The sequence below is a fragment of the Lyngbya sp. CCY1209 genome (assembly GCF_055795065.1).
The window spans coordinates 34148-52287 of the sequence record NZ_JAYFER010000690.1 but is presented as its reverse complement, the minus strand read 5'-3'; the positions used below and the strand labels follow the sequence as shown (position 1 = coordinate 52287).

The 18140-nt window shown below is 52.4% G+C and carries 12 protein-coding genes; 3 read left to right on the top strand and 9 right to left on the bottom strand.

Going from position 1 to position 18140, the window contains the following annotated elements; all coding sequences use genetic code 11:
* The 3 genes from AC0QHF_RS28865 to AC0QHF_RS28855 all read right to left on the bottom strand — a co-directional run.
* Positions 1-525, bottom strand: a 525-nt coding sequence (locus AC0QHF_RS28865; RefSeq protein ID WP_324707735.1) for a tetratricopeptide repeat protein, incomplete at its 3' end; no start/stop codon positions are given.
* 408 nt (positions 526-933) lie between these two features.
* Positions 934-1185 carry a UPF0175 family protein gene (locus AC0QHF_RS28860; protein ID WP_324707734.1) on the bottom strand — a complete coding sequence of 84 codons (252 nt, stop codon included), beginning with the start codon at positions 1183-1185 and terminating at the stop codon, positions 934-936.
* 500 nt (positions 1186-1685) lie between these two features.
* The gene (locus AC0QHF_RS28855; RefSeq protein WP_324707733.1) at positions 1686-7508 is read right to left on the bottom strand and encodes an Ig-like domain-containing protein; all 5823 of its coding nucleotides are present in this window, start codon (positions 7506-7508) and stop codon (positions 1686-1688) included.
* Between the two features lie 132 nt (positions 7509-7640).
* Here AC0QHF_RS28855 and AC0QHF_RS28850 point away from each other — a divergent pair, with 132 nt between their 5' ends.
* Entirely contained in the window at positions 7641-8042 is a 402-nt protein-coding gene (locus AC0QHF_RS28850; protein WP_324707732.1) for a hypothetical protein, read from the top strand.
* A gap of 438 nt (positions 8043-8480) precedes the next feature.
* Here the strand turns inward: AC0QHF_RS28850 and bchB are convergent, their stop codons facing one another.
* The 5 genes from bchB to AC0QHF_RS28825 all read right to left on the bottom strand — a co-directional run bounded on the left by bchB (position 8481) and on the right by AC0QHF_RS28825 (position 13176).
* The gene (gene bchB / locus AC0QHF_RS28845; protein ID WP_324707731.1) at positions 8481-10007 is read right to left on the bottom strand and encodes a ferredoxin:protochlorophyllide reductase (ATP-dependent) subunit B; all 1527 of its coding nucleotides are present in this window, start codon (positions 10005-10007) and stop codon (positions 8481-8483) included.
* A gap of 313 nt (positions 10008-10320) precedes the next feature.
* The gene (locus tag AC0QHF_RS28840; RefSeq protein ID WP_324707730.1) at positions 10321-11334 is read right to left on the bottom strand and encodes a GGDEF domain-containing protein; all 1014 of its coding nucleotides are present in this window, start codon (positions 11332-11334) and stop codon (positions 10321-10323) included.
* Between the two features lie 85 nt (positions 11335-11419).
* Positions 11420-11707 (bottom strand): hypothetical protein, encoded by a 288-nt coding sequence (locus tag AC0QHF_RS28835; RefSeq protein ID WP_324707729.1) that lies wholly within the window; start codon positions 11705-11707, stop codon positions 11420-11422.
* A 164-nt stretch (positions 11708-11871) separates the two neighbouring features.
* A complete protein-coding gene (gene rph, locus AC0QHF_RS28830) occupies positions 11872-12594 on the bottom strand; it encodes a ribonuclease PH (RefSeq protein WP_324707728.1) in 723 nt (240 codons plus the stop codon).
* 27 nt (positions 12595-12621) lie between these two features.
* Positions 12622-13176 (bottom strand): adenylate kinase, encoded by a 555-nt coding sequence (locus AC0QHF_RS28825; protein WP_324707727.1) that lies wholly within the window; start codon positions 13174-13176, stop codon positions 12622-12624.
* 214 nt (positions 13177-13390) lie between these two features.
* On the opposite strand from AC0QHF_RS28825, the gene AC0QHF_RS28820 reads away from it, so the two are divergent.
* Complete coding sequence (locus AC0QHF_RS28820) at positions 13391-15781, top strand: zinc metalloprotease HtpX (RefSeq protein ID WP_324707726.1); 2391 nt, start codon at positions 13391-13393, stop codon at positions 15779-15781.
* Between the two features lie 747 nt (positions 15782-16528).
* On the top strand, positions 16529-16996 hold the full coding sequence (locus AC0QHF_RS28815; protein WP_324707725.1) for an RNA recognition motif domain-containing protein: 468 nt from the start codon (positions 16529-16531) through the stop codon (positions 16994-16996).
* Positions 16997-17189: 193 nt separating this feature from the next.
* Here the strand turns inward: AC0QHF_RS28815 and crtB are convergent, their stop codons facing one another.
* Positions 17190-18116 (bottom strand): 15-cis-phytoene synthase CrtB, encoded by a 927-nt coding sequence (gene crtB, locus AC0QHF_RS28810; RefSeq protein ID WP_324707724.1) that lies wholly within the window; start codon positions 18114-18116, stop codon positions 17190-17192.
* Positions 18117-18140 lie beyond the last annotated feature (24 nt).

Below are 18140 nucleotides of genomic sequence, written 5' to 3'. Positions count from 1 at the left end.
GGTGTAGACTAGCAAGGAGTCTCGGTAGCAGGCGATCGCATCTTCTATGTTCTGTGCCCGCTCTCCCCGGATGCGGTCAGAGTAGGCAGTCCCCAGATTATTTTGGATTGTTGCCCAAGAAGAGGCGTTAGTATCCCGCTTGAAAAAGTCCAGAGCAATACTGTAAATCGCGATAGAAATTTCTAGATTAACATCGCGCTGACCGAGGGGAAATTGCTGGACTAAATTAGCAAAATTCAAGAGATCGATAATTGTGCTATCTGTAGCAAAGGCTCGAATCGCTGCAATTAAGTTGATATTAAGTTGAGCCGTGCGAGTGGCGAGGAACGGATAAACGACGGATGGGTTAACATTACTCTCGGCTGTCAATTTTACCGCTTCCTGTAAAAATGCCAAATCTTCTGCTGTGGAGGCGTCCGAATTGGCGGTGTCGGGCGCAAGCCTTGCGCCCCTACGGTCATTTTCTGTGGGAGAATTGTTGAGAGATTGCGCTAATTTTCGCAGCCAGTTTCGCCAAAAACTCATGTTCCTATGCCTCCCCCTGCAACTGTTCCGCCACCAACCCGCACACCTGCACGAATCCCGCATCCCTACTGATTGAACACTCGCCCCCTAAATCCCCCAACTTTGGGGGACTTGAAGCTCCGGTTCCCCCCAGAATTGGGGGGCTAGGGGGGCGAAGTTGCTGGCGTTTTGCCCATTATAGCCGAGCGGCGCCGCCTGCCGCCGGATTTTCACGCCCTGTTAAGGATTCGGTGGGGAGGAAGAAACCGGGTTTCTAGGAGAGATGTGGGTGGGGGATGAGAGATGCTAGTAGAAACCCGGTTTCTAGGCATCTGGTGGGGAGGAAGAAACCTTCTAGGCGTCTGTTGGGGAGGAAGAAACCGGGTTTCTAGGGAGATTTTTGGGGAGAATGAGAGATGCTCACAACAATCATAACCAGCCGCGATCGCGCAGGTGTTCAACATCCTGTTCAAAATCTGCCACATCGTAGTGTACACAGATGCCACGCTCTGCCAGCAGCTTTTGAAAGTCCATAATATCCATCACCGCAATTGTGCTGGCACGGCTGAGAGAAACCCGCTCTTGCTCAAACAGAGCCACAGCAATTTCCCTAAGCCAGTCGTTCTGATTAAAGGTTTCGGTTTGGCTAAGGCTATCCGGTAGATTTAGAGTAATTTGCATCCGCTCACCCTCCCAAGCTTACATTAACTTTCTGGGTCAACTTCAGGATTAGCCAGAGTTTTCCCGGGTCGCGCTCCTGACTCAATTATAAACCAAATTCTCAGCCTGCTCTTTTTCGATCCGAAATAAGTAAACATTTTGGTTGTTCGTCCATAACCGGTGACTTGCTGGCGTTTTGCCCATTATAGCGGCGCGGCGCCGCCTGCCGCCGGATTTTCACGCTCGGTTAAGGATTCGGTGGGGAGGAAGAAACCGGGTTTCTAGGAGAGATGTGGGTGGGGGATGAGAGATGCTGGTAGAAACCCGGTTTCTAGGCATCTGGTGGGGGAGGAAGGAACCTTCTAGGCGTCTGTTGGGGAGGAAGAAACCGGGTTTCTAGGGAGATTTTTGGGGAGGATGAGAGATGCTGGTAGAAACCCGGTTTCTAGGTGTCTGGTGGGGGGAGAAAGCGGGTTTATAGGGGAGATTTTGGGGGAGGTGACGGCAGGGAATGCACCCTACTAAAATAACTGGGTGAAGGGATCGACGATCGCACCCATGAATCCCAACTCGGGTAAATTATTATCAGAAGAACCGAGCATCAAATCGGCGATTAACAACTTGTTGGCTTGGCTTCCCAGTTCGACGGAAGTGGCGACTCCTTCAAATTCAATTGTCGTGATGCGATCGCTCAAAACGTAGGCACCCGGCGTCAGTCCGGAATCGTTTGTCGGCGATAGCGTGCGGCTGGCGAGTTCGTTTCCGAAGGCATCTCGAATCACCACTTGATGGGAACGGAAGGGGGAGGCGTAGCGGAAGGAAATTTCGTCTACAAAGCCTTCCGGAACGTCGATATCGATGGAGTCGCCGCGATCGTAGGTGATGGCGTCGGATCGTCCGGGTTTTTCATCGATAAAATTGCCGCTGCCATTTAAGTTGAAATCCTCAATTCCCAGAGCATTATTGGAAAATTCGACACCCCGATCGCGCAATTGGGGATTGGTTGAAGTAATGGATCTTAAATTCTGAATATTCAAATTTAACGCTCCGCCATCGCTGGGATTGATCACCACATTGGCGACAGTTTGGGTTCCCAAAATGGCATTTGCTTGGGGATTTTCAAGGCTGATCTCGACGGTTTCGGCTGCTTCAATTTGGCGATCGTCAAAAATGGGAAGGGTGACGACTTTGCTATTTTCTCCTTCATTAAAAACGACATTTAGGGGGATCGGATCGTAGTCGGAATTGGGGGTGGCGGTGCCGCCACTCAGAACTAAACGGATGCCGACAACGCCGGCGGTATTGTTGCGGGTGATGGCGATCGCCGGATTTTCTTCGCTGACGATAAACGTGGGGGTAGAAAACTCGATGATGCTGGTGGTGTCGAGATTGGTAAAAGCCAGATCGGGTGCGTCGATCGCGTCATAATTTGGATCGGCACTGTCGGCGGGAGAAATTATCAGATTGAACGCAGAATCGCCGTCTATTTCAAAGTCGGAAATACCCGCAACGATGACGGATTGCGGAGTGGAAAAATTCTCCGGGGTAAAGATTAGGGTATTGGGAACAACGATCGCTTCCGTGGGATCGGAAGAGACGATCCCAACTCTGACATCCGCCGTCGGCGGGAGACTCAACGCCACATCCACCGCCGAACCGTCGTTTTCTGCCGTGACGGGGGGAATGGGGGGGGTGACGACGATGTTGCTGACTCCCACGGTGACGGTTGCGGATGCCGTGGCACCGTTGCTGTCGGTGAGGGTATAGGTGAAAGTGTCGAACCCGCCAAAACTTGGATTGGGGGTATAAATTAAGCCATTTTCGGATAAAGTGACGATGCCATTTTCGCCGTTTGTAAAGTTAGAAATTGCGATCGCATCCCCATCCGGATCGATCGCCTCTGTTAAAATATCGAGGCTGACGGGAGTATCGGCGCGGGTTGTGGTTTCTAAATTCGTGGCGATGGGGGGTTGGTTGAGGCAAATGGTGGTGGTTGCGACTTCGCCGGTGGTTTTGCTGTCGCTGGCGGTGACGGTAATGATGCGATCGCCAGGAGTGGGAATTTCGGCGGTATTATTATAAATAATTCCATCAATTGCCGTTTGATAGGCTTCCAAACTGGCGGTTCCTGTCAAGTTCAAACCGTTCGGGGTGGGAGTGGCAGTAATTTCCGGGGGAATGGTACTCAGAGAAAGTGTCTCAAATTCGCCGTCGATGGGAGTAAAATTAACCGTCACCGAGGCGAGGGTGGTATCGTCCAAATCGGTAATTTGGCTATTGTTCGCGATCGCGATCGCCTCTCCCCCCACATTGAAAACTGTGTTAAAATTGATACCATCAGCACTTTCATCTAAATCGATAATCGGCGGAAAATTGACAACATTAATCGTGATGGTTGCGGTATCAGTACCCCCCAGGCGATCTGAAATGGTATAAGTAAAACTATCTGTGCCGATAAATCCGGGATTAGAAGTGTAAAAAATTGTCACATCTTCTAGCTGTAAATTTAATTCACCATTCATCGGTTGGGTGGCACTTGTCACCACCAGAATATCGCCATCCGGATCGCGATCGTTGAGGAGAAACCGCATTTCAGTGGAGATGCCACTTGGGACTTCTATGAAGTCGTCGTTGGCGATGGGGGGACTGTTTATCACTTCGACGGTGACGGTGGCGGTGGCGGTATTTTCGTTGCCATCATCGACGGTATAAGTGAAGGTATCAGTCCCCAAAAAGTCATAGTTTGGGGTGTAAGTAACGGTATTATCATCGTTGATTTCAACGCTGCCATTCTCGCCTTGTACGACATTTGTAATGCTGAGAATATCGCCGTCCGGATCGTTGTCATTGGCAAGAACGTCAATCGTCACTGTCGCCAAGTCTTGTGGAGTTATTGTAAATGCCGGGTTGTGTCGGGTTTCGGCGGTGTCGTCGTTGGCGACGGGGGGACTATTTGTCACTTCGACGGTGACGGTGGCGGTGGCGGTATTTTCGTTGCCATCATCGACGGTATAAGAGAAGGTATCGGTTCCCAAAAATCCCCGGTTTGGGGTGTAAGTGACGGTATTATTCTCGTTGATTTCAACGCTGCCATTATCGCCGGAGGTGACATTGGTAATGCTGAGAATATCCCCGTCCGGATCGCTGTCGTTGGCGAGAACGTCGATATTAACTGCGGCGTTGTTTGAAGTTTCGGCGGTGTCGTCGGTGGCGGTAGGGGTTGCGTTTGTCACTTCGACAACGACGGTTCCCGTATCGGTTCCACCGTTGCCGTCATCGACGGTATAAGTGAAGGTATCCGAACCGTTAAATCCTGTATTTGGGGTGTAAATGAGAGAGTCATCGGTGAGAATTTTGGGGGTTCCGTTGTCGTCGCGGCTGACATCGCCATTTTCCCCGGAAGTGAAATCAACCAAAGAGAGAATATCCCCGTCTCCGTCGTAATCATTTCCGAGGACATTAACATTAACGGGACTGTTACTGGGGGTGGTTGCACTATTGTTAAAAGCGATGGGGTTGCTGTTGAGAATTGAGAGGTTTACCCTGGCGGTATCCGTTCCGCCGTTGGGATCGGAAATGGTGTAGGTGAAGCTGTCATTTCCCCGAAAACCGGCGTTTGGCGTGTAGACAACTCGGTTATTATCGGCGATCGCAACAGTCCCGAAATTTCCCGGTGTCGTGGCAATTACCGTCAAATTATCCCCGTCTGGATCGGAGTCATTCGCCAAAACGTCAACGGAGGCGGAAAGTCCCGCCAAGGTGAGGGTGGTGTCGTCTGTCGCGGTGGGGGGTGTATTCTCGACATTGACGGTAATTGTGGCTTCGTTGGAGCGTTTCCCGAGGTTGTCTCCGACGGTGTAAGCGATCGCGGAATTTCCCACAAATCCAGTATTGGGAATAAAGGTGACATCTCCCGTTTCATCAACGGTAAATTCTCCCTCTGCGGCGGTGAAGCTGGTTTGAATTCCCTCCGTCGCCGGATCAAGATCCACGGTGGCGGTGTCGATACTTCCGTCGCTGTCACTATCGTTTTCGGTGATATTAAATGTAATCGGAATGTTGGCGGGAGTTGTGGCGGTGTCGTCGGCGGCGGTGGGAGGTAAATTTGGTGTGATTGTAATCGTCGTTGTGGCAATTTCGCTGTCCGCCTGTCCGTCATTAACAATAACTTCGACAGTGCGATCGCTGGTGTCGGGATTTGTGGCAATGTTATTGTAAATTACCCCGGCGATCGCATTCTGATAATCGGCGATCGTGGCGGTTCCCGTCAACTCCAAAATATACCGTTCCAACTCGGTATCTTCAAAACCGTCAACCGCAATTCCGGCGGGGGGAGTCGGGAGAGATAACGTTTCGGAACCGAAATCAAAGACAGATAGGGTGAGGGTGGCGGATGCCAAATTGGGACTGTCTGGATCGGCGATTTGAGTATTGTTGGCGATCGCGATCGCGCCTTCCCCCTCGACAAAATTAGTATTAAAATTGATGCCGTCGGCGGTTCCATCCAGATCGAGATTCGGCGCAACATTGAGGGGGATTCCGGCCGAAAATTCCGAGGTGTTATTATCGGGATCTGTGGCGGTGGCGGTAATAAATTCAGTCCCCGTCAAAACCACCGGAAGAGTTTCGGAAAAATTGACATTTCCTGCTGCGTCCGTGGTGATGCTGGCTTGTCCCAAAAAAGTCTCGCCCTCGCCAAAACCGCTGGGATCTAATTCTTGATTTGAGAAGAATTGGACGGTAAAAGTGGTGTTCGGCGTACTGTTCAGCGTCCCCGCAATGGTGGTGTCGCCAGTTCCCAGAATGGCGGCGGTTAAAATGGGATAATTCTGTAAATTGTTGCCCCCCGTGTCTCCGTCTCCGCCGTCATTTGGTGTGACTCCATCATCGTCAATATCATCGTCATCTCCATCCAAATCGATTCCCAAATTTTCATTATCAAAAATGCGGTTATCGAGAATTGCATTTTCAGTGGCATCAATTTGAACGGCGACACCGGTATCGCCGTTAAATGCGATAATATTTCCAGCCTCGAAACCACCGATAAAATTATTATCACCCAAGACACTGATGCCATCATCTCCATTTCCCAAATTGATCGCACCGCTAATATCAGTCCCGATAAAGTTTCCCAGAATTTGATTTCCTGACGCTCCCAAAAGGAGATTAATTCCATCTTCTTCATTGCCGGAAATCAGATTTCGTGAGTCCGCGATCGCACCGCCGATGACATTATTATTGCCTGCAATATCGATGCCGACTCCGTTCCCCAAAATTGAATTTCCCGTTCCATCAGTGCCGATCAAATTTCCTTCAATTGTATTATTGTCGGACTGCACTCGAATGCCACTTCCGGAAAAGCGGTTGACAACCAAACCTTTAACCGTACTGCTGGCGGCACTGATTGTCAAACCGTCGGCATCATCGTCAATGAGAGAACCGTCAATTTCAATAATTGGAGTCCCGGCAAATCCGGGCTGACTCGTACCGTCAATAATAACAGAATCGGTGATTTCAGGAAGTTCTGAAAAGGGTTGAATCGTGTAAATTCCGGTGATCGGGTCGTAACCTGGATCGGTGATGGGAATATTAAAAATAATGCTATCTGTTCCGGGTGTCACATTGGCAATTTCGACCGCATCTCGAAGAGATCCCGTAATAATATCGTCGGTTGTCGTAACTGTAAAAGTTGCCAAAATTCCGCTATAATTTTGTTGAATAGAATCGACAAATGGGAAGTCACGCCGAACCCGTCCGATCGCGCGATCGAGATTCCAACTTCCCCCTTTTGTCGCACTTCCCACCCAACCGGAAGCCGCCGCAATATTTGCCCCCGTCAGTTCGTGGAGGCGGGACAGGAGATCGGCCCTCACCCCCGGCCCCTCTCCCAATTCTGGGCGAGGGGAGGCAATTACAGAAATGGGTTCCCCCCAGAATTGGGGGGTTAGGGGGGCCACCCCCCAAAATTGGGGGGTTAGGGGGGCCACCCCCCAAAATTGGGGGGTTAGGGGGGCAACATTACACGCATACAGCAGAATCTCCGCCACACGCCACCGCCGCAACTGGTGGCGATACCGTCCCACATTCTCCCCGCCGAGGCGAGTCGTCCCCAACTCCAATACACCGGGGGCACCGTGACAGATGATGTGGAGACGGGTGATGGAGGCATCCGCCTCCAAAACCGCCGTAATCTGGGCGATCGCATCCCCGTCCAGTATCAGAACCTTCGCCCCCGGGAGCACCCCCGCCTCCAGCATTTGGTAATCTTCGACTTGGGGGGCGATCGCGACGAGCATTCCTTCGCCGGGAAGGGTTTGTAGGGGTGGGGTGGTCGGCTGGATCATGGTCAATTGTCCGTTATTCGGGGCTTGTTGAGGTTTAAATTCAAAAACTGTTCACAATTATCAAACAGTTTTAATATACATTGGAGACGATCAAAATATGCCGATAAAATTGATAGAAACGGAGACACCCCCATGAATTGCAGTATTTTTCGATTCTTCTGTCTGTTGTCCGGTGTTGCGATCGCCGCAGTGATTTGGGGAGAATCCCCCACCAATGCCCAACCAACCCGCCGCCTGCGTCCCGGTTTCTTTGAAGAAGAACAGGATGTCGAAATGATTGGCGGCTTCAGCAACACATTTTTGATCGACGCCTTGGGAGGCGTCGCCGATCCCCTAACCACCAGTAAAGGAGTGGCGACAACGGTAGACTCTCTCAAAAACGTAGAAGTTCAACGAGGAGTCCTCGGCGATCGCAATTTTTCCCCGAGTTTTCTGCGCGGCAATTTCTCCGAAGATGGAGTAACACCCCGCCCCTCTTTACCCCCCAGCTTCGATCGCACCAACGTCATCATTCCCGGAAGAATTGGGCGTTGAAAATATGAAATTATAACTTTCCCAAGCCAGTGAATCCCCCCTTTTAAGTAATAAAAAACAAATTCAAAGCCCCCCATTTTAAGGAGTTAAAACCGAATTCAAAGCCCCCATTTTTAAGGGATTATAGCAGTACGCATTTAGGTTGGGACACGATTACTCCGAACGAGTCCACTTAAGTGGACTTTTGCTATCAGCCTTGAAATTCATTTCAAGGCGGGACTCAAATTAGCCGATCTGTCCTAACCGTGTTATCCCATTTTAAGGGATAAAAACCGAATTCAAAGTCCCCCTTGTTAAGGGGGATTTAGGGGGATCTCCTGCGTCCTTCCAAACTATAAAATACCCCGATCATTCATTTCTAATGCAAACCACAAAGACACAAAAAAATTCTCTCTGTGTCCTCTGTGCCTCTGTGGTTCTTCTTCCCCAAATCCCCAACTAAGCACCCACAGACTCTTTCGCCGCGTACATGACTTCCAGGGTAATTTCCTGCAAACCGCGATCGCGGGCAAATTTCTCCGTATTCCGCTTCACCTTACCCCGCACAAAACCGGGAACCTTGTTCAATTCTGCCTGGGCATCCTTCGCCCAACTCAAATCGGAATCAGCCGAAATTCCCTTCGTAATCACCTCTTTTGTATCGTGTCCGCCGAAGATTTCCAGCAGGTGATCTTCCATCCCCAACGTAAAGGAATTGTACACCAAATCGGCGATCTGGTTCGTCCCCTCGTAGCCCAAAAACGGCTTGTAACCGATGGGGAAATCCTGGATGTGGATGGGGGCCGCGATCACGCCGCAGGGGATACTCAACCGCTTTCCGACGTGGCGTTCCATCTGGGTTCCGAAGATTGCCGCCGGTTCAATGCGGGCGATCGCATCCCCGATCGCGCCATTATCATCACTGATCAAAACCTCGTCGCAATACTCGCCCACCTGTTCCTTGAACCAGTCCGCGTCATACTTGCAATAAGTCCCCGCCAAAACCACATGAATTCCCATTTCCCGCGCCAGAATTTTGGTCATGGCGGCGGCGTGGGTGTTGTCTCCAAATACCACCGCCTTTTTACCCGTCAAATTCTGACAGTCGATGGAACGGGAGAACCAAGCCGCCTGGGAAACGTGCAGGGTTTGATTGTCGATATAGTCTTCATAATCGACATCTGCCCCTTGGTTATTAATCACCGCTTGAATTTTGCGGATGCAGCGGGCCGTCTCCACCACCCCCATCGGCGTGATGTCGATATAAGGGGTTCCGAATTCAGCCTCCAAATACCGCGCCGCCATCAATCCCAATTCGCGATAGGGAACCAAGTTAAACCAAGCCCGGGGCAGGTTTTTCAAGTTGTGAACCGACGCCCCTTCGGGAATCACTTCGTTGACTTCGACGCCCAGATCGGCCATCAACCGCTTCAGTTCGGTGCAGTCATGTTGATTGTGGAAGCCGAGGGTTGACATCCCGATGATGTTGACGGAGGGTTTTTCGGTTTTATCCTCCGGGAGTTCGCCTTTTTTGCGGGCTTTTTGGATGTAGAATTTGACGATTTGTTCCAGGGTGCGATCGGCTGCCTGCAGTTCGTTGACGCGGTAGTGGTTCACATCCGCCAGCATCACGTCTCCTCGGGCGTCCAACTGGGCGCGGCTGACGAAATTTTCCAGATCTTCCTGGAGAATGCTAGAGGTGCAGGTGGGGGTAAGGACGATCAGATCGGGGTTTTCTTCCTTATCTTTGCGGACGATATTATCGACGACTTTTTCCTGGGAACCCCGGGCCAGCACGTTGCGATCGACGATGCTGGCGGTGACTGGCGTGTAGTCCCGTTCCCGTTCCAACATCGATCGCATGACATTGAAATAATCGTCGCCGAGGGGGGCGTGCATGATGGCGTGGACGTTCTTAAAAGAACTGGCAATGCGGAGAGTGCCGATGTGGGCCGGACCTGCATACATCCAGTAAGCCAATTTCATACAATTTTCTCCGGTATTGATAATCAGTGCGGGTAGCTTTTCGCTATTGTCTCAAACCTTAAACGCGATCGCAGCAGGGGAGTAAAAACACCTATTTTCTGCCGCAAGGTCTGACGTTTGTCGGTTCTGAGGATTCAGTGTGCCATTAAAGCAATACCAAAATTGTTTTATGCAATGATTCTTATATTTTTTGTGGAGATTTGTAAATTTTGGAGTCGGTATCTTGACAAGTGAAATTGAGTACAAAAACTTACGGGCTTGAGATTTCGGCGATCGCCGGCGAGAAGCCTGTGCGACGAAGTAAAAATCCCATTCAAATCTTCTCACCACAGAGGCTAACGATACGATTGCGACCCGATTCTTTAGCTCTATAAAGGGCGGCATCTGCGGTAGAAATCAACATTTTAAATGAGGTAGAATAGGTGGGAATTTGACTGCTAATTCCCAGGCTCAAAGTGATATAGGGGCAAACTTTAGATTTGACGTGGGGAAGTTGATGTTGTTCCACCGTCGCCCGAATTCTTTCGCCGATCGCCTCCGCAGTGTCCGGGGAGGTTTCCGGTAAAATGACGGCAAATTCTTCCCCGCCGTAGCGGGCGACGAGATCGGAAGATTGCCGGACGGCGCGATCGATGAGTTGGGCCACGGTTTTGAGGCAATCATCTCCGGCTTGGTGTCCGTAATAGTCATTATAAGCTTTAAAATAATCCACATCTGCGATAATAATTGACAGAGGAAACTGTAATCTAAAATGTCGCCTCCACTCAGCCTCAATAAACTCATCAAATTTGCGGCGGTTTGAGATTTGGGTCAGTTGGTCGATCCGCACCATTCGGTGCAGTTCCAAGTTAGCCTCTTTGAGGAGGTGTTCCGTATTTTCCAACAGTTGAATTGCCAGTTGGTGGACGAACAATTGGGCGACGAGGAGTTGTTGGGTGTCGAGGACTCGAAATTCGGAAGGGGAAAGGCGCACCACCAAGGGTTCGTACAGATGTTCCGGGGGGCGTTTCACGGCTTGGCGGGCCGCATCGGAAATGGTCGTCTGGGCGGGCAACACCAACGGCGACACCCCCAAAAATCGATATAAGGATTGAATGGGACGGGTTAAAAAGAGCTCCCGCCCGTAGGGGCGGCTGAGAAGTCGCCAAAATTGTCGCTGGGAAATCATCCCCAAAAACTCACCGCGATCGCAGAGAATAACTCCCGGAATATTCCCATCATTTTCAAAAATTTGGGCGAGTACCTTTCCCAATTGACTCAATTCTGCCCGGGTATCATAAAGCTTCAAATCCACGAGGGTGGATTCTACGGTAAGATGATCCATCATTAAAAATTCAGAGCAATAAATAATGACTCACGGTCGAACGCTTAGATGGATATGACTATGGATTGGACTTGAGAGCGCGATGAATTTAACGGATCAATTTGGGGCCAATCAACTGCACGCCCAAGGCGACGGACAATATAATTGCGATAATTGCCCCGGACGGAAGGGTAAACAGGGCGAACCAGTGCATCATTCCCATCGTGGTGAGCAACTGTCCCAACCCGGGTTTTCCCGGACAGTAAACGTCCATTCCACCGCCGGATTCGCAGCCGAACAGACCGGCCAGTGCCACCCCCAGAAATGCGATCGCCAGAGGAGCGATCGTATAAACCAGGGTAATTCCGATCAAAACGACATTGATCTTGACCCACATTGTTGACAATCTCCTGTAAAAATCCTCGTCACATCCCACCATCGCAGATGCAGACGAATCGATGAAAAAAACCGATCGCAACCCCTTTTTAAGGGGGCTTTCTTTTCAATCTTAAATGCGATCGCGACTTTTGCCCACACCCCGGCCGATCGCAGCCCCCCGGTTCAGGTATCCGCCAAAGCGCGGCGTTGCAATTCGCACAATTCTAGGATGCCCTTTTGGGCGCAGTCCAATATCTTGTTCAACTCGGCGCGGCTGAAACTCTCCGCCTCCGCCGTCCCCTGCAACTCGATCATCCCCAGATCGTCCCGCATCACCACATTAAAATCGAGGTCCGCCGCCACGTCTTCCTCGTAGTTGAGATCGAGCAACGCCTCCCCCTCCATGAGTCCCACCGAAATCGCCGCGATCTGGTGGCGGATGGGCGATCGCTCCAATTCCCCCCGTTTCACCATCTTGTCAAACGCATGAGCGAGGGCGACAAACCCGCCAGTAATTGAAGTTGTCCGGGTTCCCGCGTCCGCCTGGAGAACATCCGCGTCTACAATCGCAGTCATTTCTCCCATCGCCTCCAGATCCACCGCCGCCCGCAAACTCCGCCCGATCAGGCGTTGAATTTCCTGGGTCCGCCCCGACAATTTCATCAACTCCCGGGACTGCCGTTGGGGAGTCGCCCCCGGCAGCATCCGATATTCCGCCGTCAGCCACCCCCGTCCCGAGTCCTGCAAAAACCGCGGCACTCCGGGCTGTATCGTCACCGTACACAGCACTTGGGTGTTGCCACACTTGGTCAGAACCGAAGCGGCGGCAAACTTCGTATAATCGAGTTCAAACGCAACCGGACGCAATTGTTGGGGCTCTCTGCCATCGGGACGTTGCCAGGACATGATCTTTTATCACCTCAAGGTGGGCCGCTACTGCCGGACGAGGACATCGAGGATATCTTGAGAAACCTGTTCCGGCGGGTGATCGCCGTTAATATCGAGCAGATGCCCCCGAGGCTCGTAATATTCTAGTATGGGGACGGTGCGCTGGTGAAACACTTCGATGCGGCGCCGGATAATTTGTGGGGTGTCGTCGGCCCGCGATCGCTTCAAAGAACGGGTCATCAAGACATCATCCGAGACATTCAGATAAATCGCCCACCGCAGTTTTTGTCCCAAATCTTCCAACAGAAAATCCAACTCTTCCGCCTGAAAAGCCGTGCGGGGATAGCCGTCGAGGAGCCATCCGTTGCTGACATCCGGCTCCAGAAGGCGATCGCGAACAAATTGAATCAGAATTTCATCCGGAACCAGTTCCCCCTTTTCGACGTAGGGCTCGGCTTGGCGTCCCAACTCCGTCCCGGATGCGATCGCCCGTCGCAGGATCTGACCCATATCCACACAGGGGATCTCCAGGTAGCCGCACAGTATTTTCGCCTGGGTTCCCTTTCCGGCTCCGGGTCCCCCGAGAATCGCCAATTTCACGTCCGTCCGGCTCCTCTTTCCATCAACGGTGTCCCCTGATATTGTGCCATCGGGTTGTTGAATTTTAGATTTTAGATTCCCCCCGACTCCCGATCGATGGCAACCTGATACGGTTGTCCCAGATATTCCCCATCCCATCCCCACCCAATCCCCCATCGCAATATCTCCGACCGCCTGGGGTATCTTAGAAGGAAGGTTGAATGAGGGAACGCCCATGCCATCCACCCCCGATCGCGGTTCCGATTCTTCCCCCCTGGAACGGGGGTTGGCTGCCCTCAAACAGAAGCAATACCGGCAGGCGATCGCACTGTTGGAGCCCGTCGCCGCATCCCAACCCGATCACACCGCCCGGTTGAAAGCTAAAATGGCACTGGTCAAAGCCTACGATCGCGCCGGACAGAGCGATCGGGCGATCGCCCTGTGCGAAACCCTCACCCGCCACCCATCCGAAAAAGTCAGAACCCGGGCCACCCAAATCCTCGAACAACTCCGCCGCCGCCAACCCCCAGTCTCCACCGGCTTCGTCCCCTTCGATCCCACCCTCCAACCCCCCAAAGTCGAATCCACCGCCAACCGCCAACCCCCCCCACCCCCCCCGAAACCGACACCGACACCACCCAAAACAGACGAAAATCCGCCCGTCTACGTCCGACTCCAAAAACAGCAGGGACAGCCCACATTCGCCCCCCCGACGACGGAGGAAGAACCCGCCCCCGCCGAAACGGTGGAATCCGAACCCCAGCCCCCTGTCGCCGACGTTACCCCACCCCGACACGAGTGGAAACAGGCGGGACGGGCCGCGATCGGATGGCGACGTCTGGGCAAACTGAAATTGACCCGATTTCGGATCGAACAATTCCTCACCGTTTTCGTATTGCTGTGGCTGAGTCCCCGCCTGGTGGAATTTCTCTTGGAAACCACCAACCATATCTTGAGACAACTGCCCTTTGTCAAACCGATCCAGTTTTTTTATCGCGACCCGAGCCGGTGGGTTTATCTAACCTTGGGAATCTTATTTGTCGCCTCCCCCTGGCTGTTGGATGCATTGCTCAAATTCTGTTACGGCCAACAGGTTTTTCCCCGCACCCAACTGTTACAATCCTCCCAGGAAGCCAGCCGCATTTTGCAGACTTACTGCCGAAACCGAAACTGGAAATTTCCAGCCCTGCGGGTGTTGCCCACCGCCGCCCCCATCGCCATGACCTACGGATGCTGGCCCCGGTTCGTCCGCATTTGTGTCAGCCAGGGGTTACTCGACACCCTGACGGAAGACGAGCTCGCCGCCATCTACGCCCGCGAAATCGCTTCGGTGGGAAATTGGGATTTTTTGGCGATGTCTTTCGCGACGGTGTTGACTCAAATTCCCTATTTGATTTATTGTCAGTTCGCCGATTGGGGCGAAAACGATTTCGATCGCCTCCAAAGGGACTCACTCCCCCGCTGGGTTCCGGATTTCGCCCCGTCGCTTTTAAAACCCCCCGCTAAAATTTTCCGCTTTCTGGCGTTTCCCATCTCCGCCGCAGCCTACGGGATTTATCAAATTCTGCGATTTCCGGCCCTGTGGGTGTCTCGGCGCCGGGTGTACTATAACGATCGCCTCGCCTGCAATTTGACGGGCAATCCCAACGGCCTGACCCGGGCATTGTCTAAAATGGCGGTGGGAATGGCCGCAGCGATCGCGGCGGAGGGCAAAACCGATACCCTATTGGAGGGGTTCGATCTGTTGACTCCGGTGGGATACCGGCAGGCGATGACTTTGGGAAGTCTGGCGAGAGGGGGAGATTTTGAGTCCTTATTCATATGGGATCTGCAAAATCCCCACCGCAAATGGTTGGAGATCCCCAATTCCCACCCGGCTTTGGGCGATCGCTTATTGATCCTCTCCTACTACGCCCAATTCTGGAAATTGGATCAGGAGTTGAATCTGGAAAGTCCCGCCCCGTCGAAATCTCGGGGCGATCGCGAAAAATTGGCGATCCAGGGCGCCCCCTATTTCGGACTCCCCGCCGGAGTGGCCATCGGCTTGGCGGTTTGGCTGATGGGGGCGATCTTCGGGCTGATCGGATTCTGGCAGTTGGAATGGCTGTTCGGGGATCGGTGGATTTTGTACGGTTGCATTCCCATCGGCTGCAGTTTGGGGATCTTTTTGCGGAATAACGCCTTTTTTCCCGAAATCAAACCGGCGAAAACGGCGATCGATCCGGACCTGCGGGAGTTATTTTGCGATCCCCGAACCCTCCCCATCGACTCCAAACCGATTTGTGTACAGGGCGAGTTGATCGGACGGGGGGGAATCGACAATATTATGGGTCAGGATCTGATCTTGAAAACCGCCGGCGGTTTGGTCCGCCTCCACTACGTCCCCCCATTTACCCCCCTCGCTAACTTCTGGTTGAAATCTCCCCACCCCAAGGATCTGATCGGGCGTCCGGTGAAAGTGACGGGGTGGTGGCGGCGGGGGGCGACCCCCTGGATCGACGTGGAACGGTTGCAAAGCGTCGAGAAACGGCTGGAACTCTACGGCGGACATCCCCTGTGGTCGGTGATTCTGGCGATCGCGATCGCCCTGTGGGGGGCGAGTTTGATTTCCCGGGGGGGGTTTTGATGCCGGATGCGATCGTAATGTTTCCCGGCGAGGGTTTACATTTTGTCCCGACGGTGTTACATTTGTTTACATTGAAAAATAGAATTTAACAAGATTGCTGACTTCATGGCGGAAAGCACGATCGCTTGCGGGGTAACGGCCGAGACTCCTGTCATCCACAGGGAAGACGGAAATTTGTTTCGGTCAACTGCTAGGAATGTGCGCTAGGTTGTGGTATCTTAGAGGATGGTCTGTTCTTACCGTTCTTTTTGGGATGACTAGATAGCGCCGCAGTTCGGTTGTCACCGTTCTCTCACTTGAATAGTTACGAGACAAATTAATCGTTCTGCAAAATTTTTTGTTTTGTTGCCCCAACCGTACTAAACTTGAAGAAGCATTTCATTGTTCCGAAGTTGAAGTCCTTTGACACTTCTTTTGACGATCTTGGCTATAGAAGCATTCAAATTGGAACTCGGCAAGAGTGATGTCAAAATCTATAGCAGTCAGTTTTGAAGCATGACTCAAACTTTACGCGACAATTTCCCAGATCAATCTTTTCCATGTTTGCGACTCCGATTCAAAGCCAACTTGAGACGTTATTTTTGGGTCGAAGACGATGGTAATTTGCAAACAGCCCAAGCGGAAACGAGTCGCAGGCAATTGGCGTTGTCAAGTCAGCCTGAGTTTAATTGTGCTTTTTTTAAGATGACCTGATTTAACAGGATTTTTCAACCCAAATATTACAGTTACTTACTGGAGGTATCATCAATGTCTGTTCGCCTTTATGTCGGAAATTTGCCAAAAGAACTCGATCGCAAAGATTTGCAAGCCGTGTTTGCAGAGGAAGGCGAATCCATCTCGGCGAAAGTGATCACGGATCGCAAAACGGGCAAGTGCCGGGGCTTCGGCTTCGTCACCGTCCAAAGTGACGATCAAGCCGATCAAATCGTCGAGAAATACAATGGTGTCATGTTCGGGGAAAACGCCCTGAAAATCGAGCGGGCACAACCCCGCAAGAAAAGTAAAGGGGAATCCGAGGAGGAAAATCGCTCCGTCGCCCCCGTCGGAAAGAGCAGTTCCAGCGGTGGCGGCAAGAACCGGAAAAAATCCAACCGCAGCGCGGGCAGTTCTTCCTCCCCCTCCGGCGATTCGGGTTCCATCCAACCCGATCCCCGCTGGGCCAGCGACTTAGAAAAACTCAAGCAAATGCTCTCCGCCCAAACGAGCAATTCTTAATCCCCCGCCCAATTTTTTCTCCATTTAACCAAACAGACCCGGCACTTTTAAAATCGGTGCCGGGTCTGTCTATTTTGAGGGAGTCGGTCCTAGGGAGTCGGGAATAGGGAATAGGGAATTTCCGAACCGGGGGGAATCTCAAATCTCAAATCTCAAATCCCCACACCCCACCGAACCCACCCCACACCCCAACTTAAAGGACTTTCGCCCGCAGCAGGGCGACGGGGAGACAGGCCATCTTCTTCCAGGTGGGGACGTAAGCCCGCTTGGTGAAGACATCGTATTGGTTGCGCTCGATTTCGTCGAGAATTTGGCTGTAGAGCATCAGAGCCGTCCACACCGGCCAGCGGATGTCCGGGTTCAGGGAAGCGATCCCCCGCTCCGCCCGGGCGTAAAATTTGCGCGATCGCTGAATTTGGAAGCGCATCAACTCCCGCCAGCGGTCGTCCACCACGCCGTTGAGCAAATCCGCCTCCGTGTAATCGAACAACGCCAGGTCATCCAAGGGCAGGTAAATCCGTCCCCGGCGGGCATCTTCCCCCACATCCCGCAAAATATTGGTGAGTTGGTTGGCGATTCCCAGGGCGATCGCTTCCTCTTTGGGACAGTACGGGGGGCGATCGCGGTTCCAGGGGCTCGGGTCAGGCTCGGCCGTCCCCATCACCGCCATCGACATCAAACCCACCGTCCCCGCCACCCGGTAGCAGTACAGCTTCAATTCCTCGAAAGTCCTGTAGCGGCTCCGGTACAGGTCCATCCGCTGGCCAGCGATCATGTCCCGGAACGGCTGGATGTCGAGGGGAAATCTGCTCAGGGTATCCACCAGGGCCACATCCACCTCGTCGATGGGGTTTCCGGCGAAAATCGATTCCAGGTGTTCTTCCCAGCGATCGAGGGTCTCGTCCGTCGTCGAAGCCGCCATCGGGCCGTCCACCAGTTCGTCCGTGCGACGGCACCAGACGTAAATCGCCCAAATCGCCCGACGCTTCGCCTCGGGCATGATCTGAGTTCCCAAGTAAAACGTCTTGGCGTACTCGGCGGTAATTTGACGACAGAGTTCGTAGGAATCTGACCGGGTTGCCTGAGTTCTCATGCGGGGGGATTTAGAGAGTTGCAGCATTCGTTTTTTTTTCAGCCCTCAGCT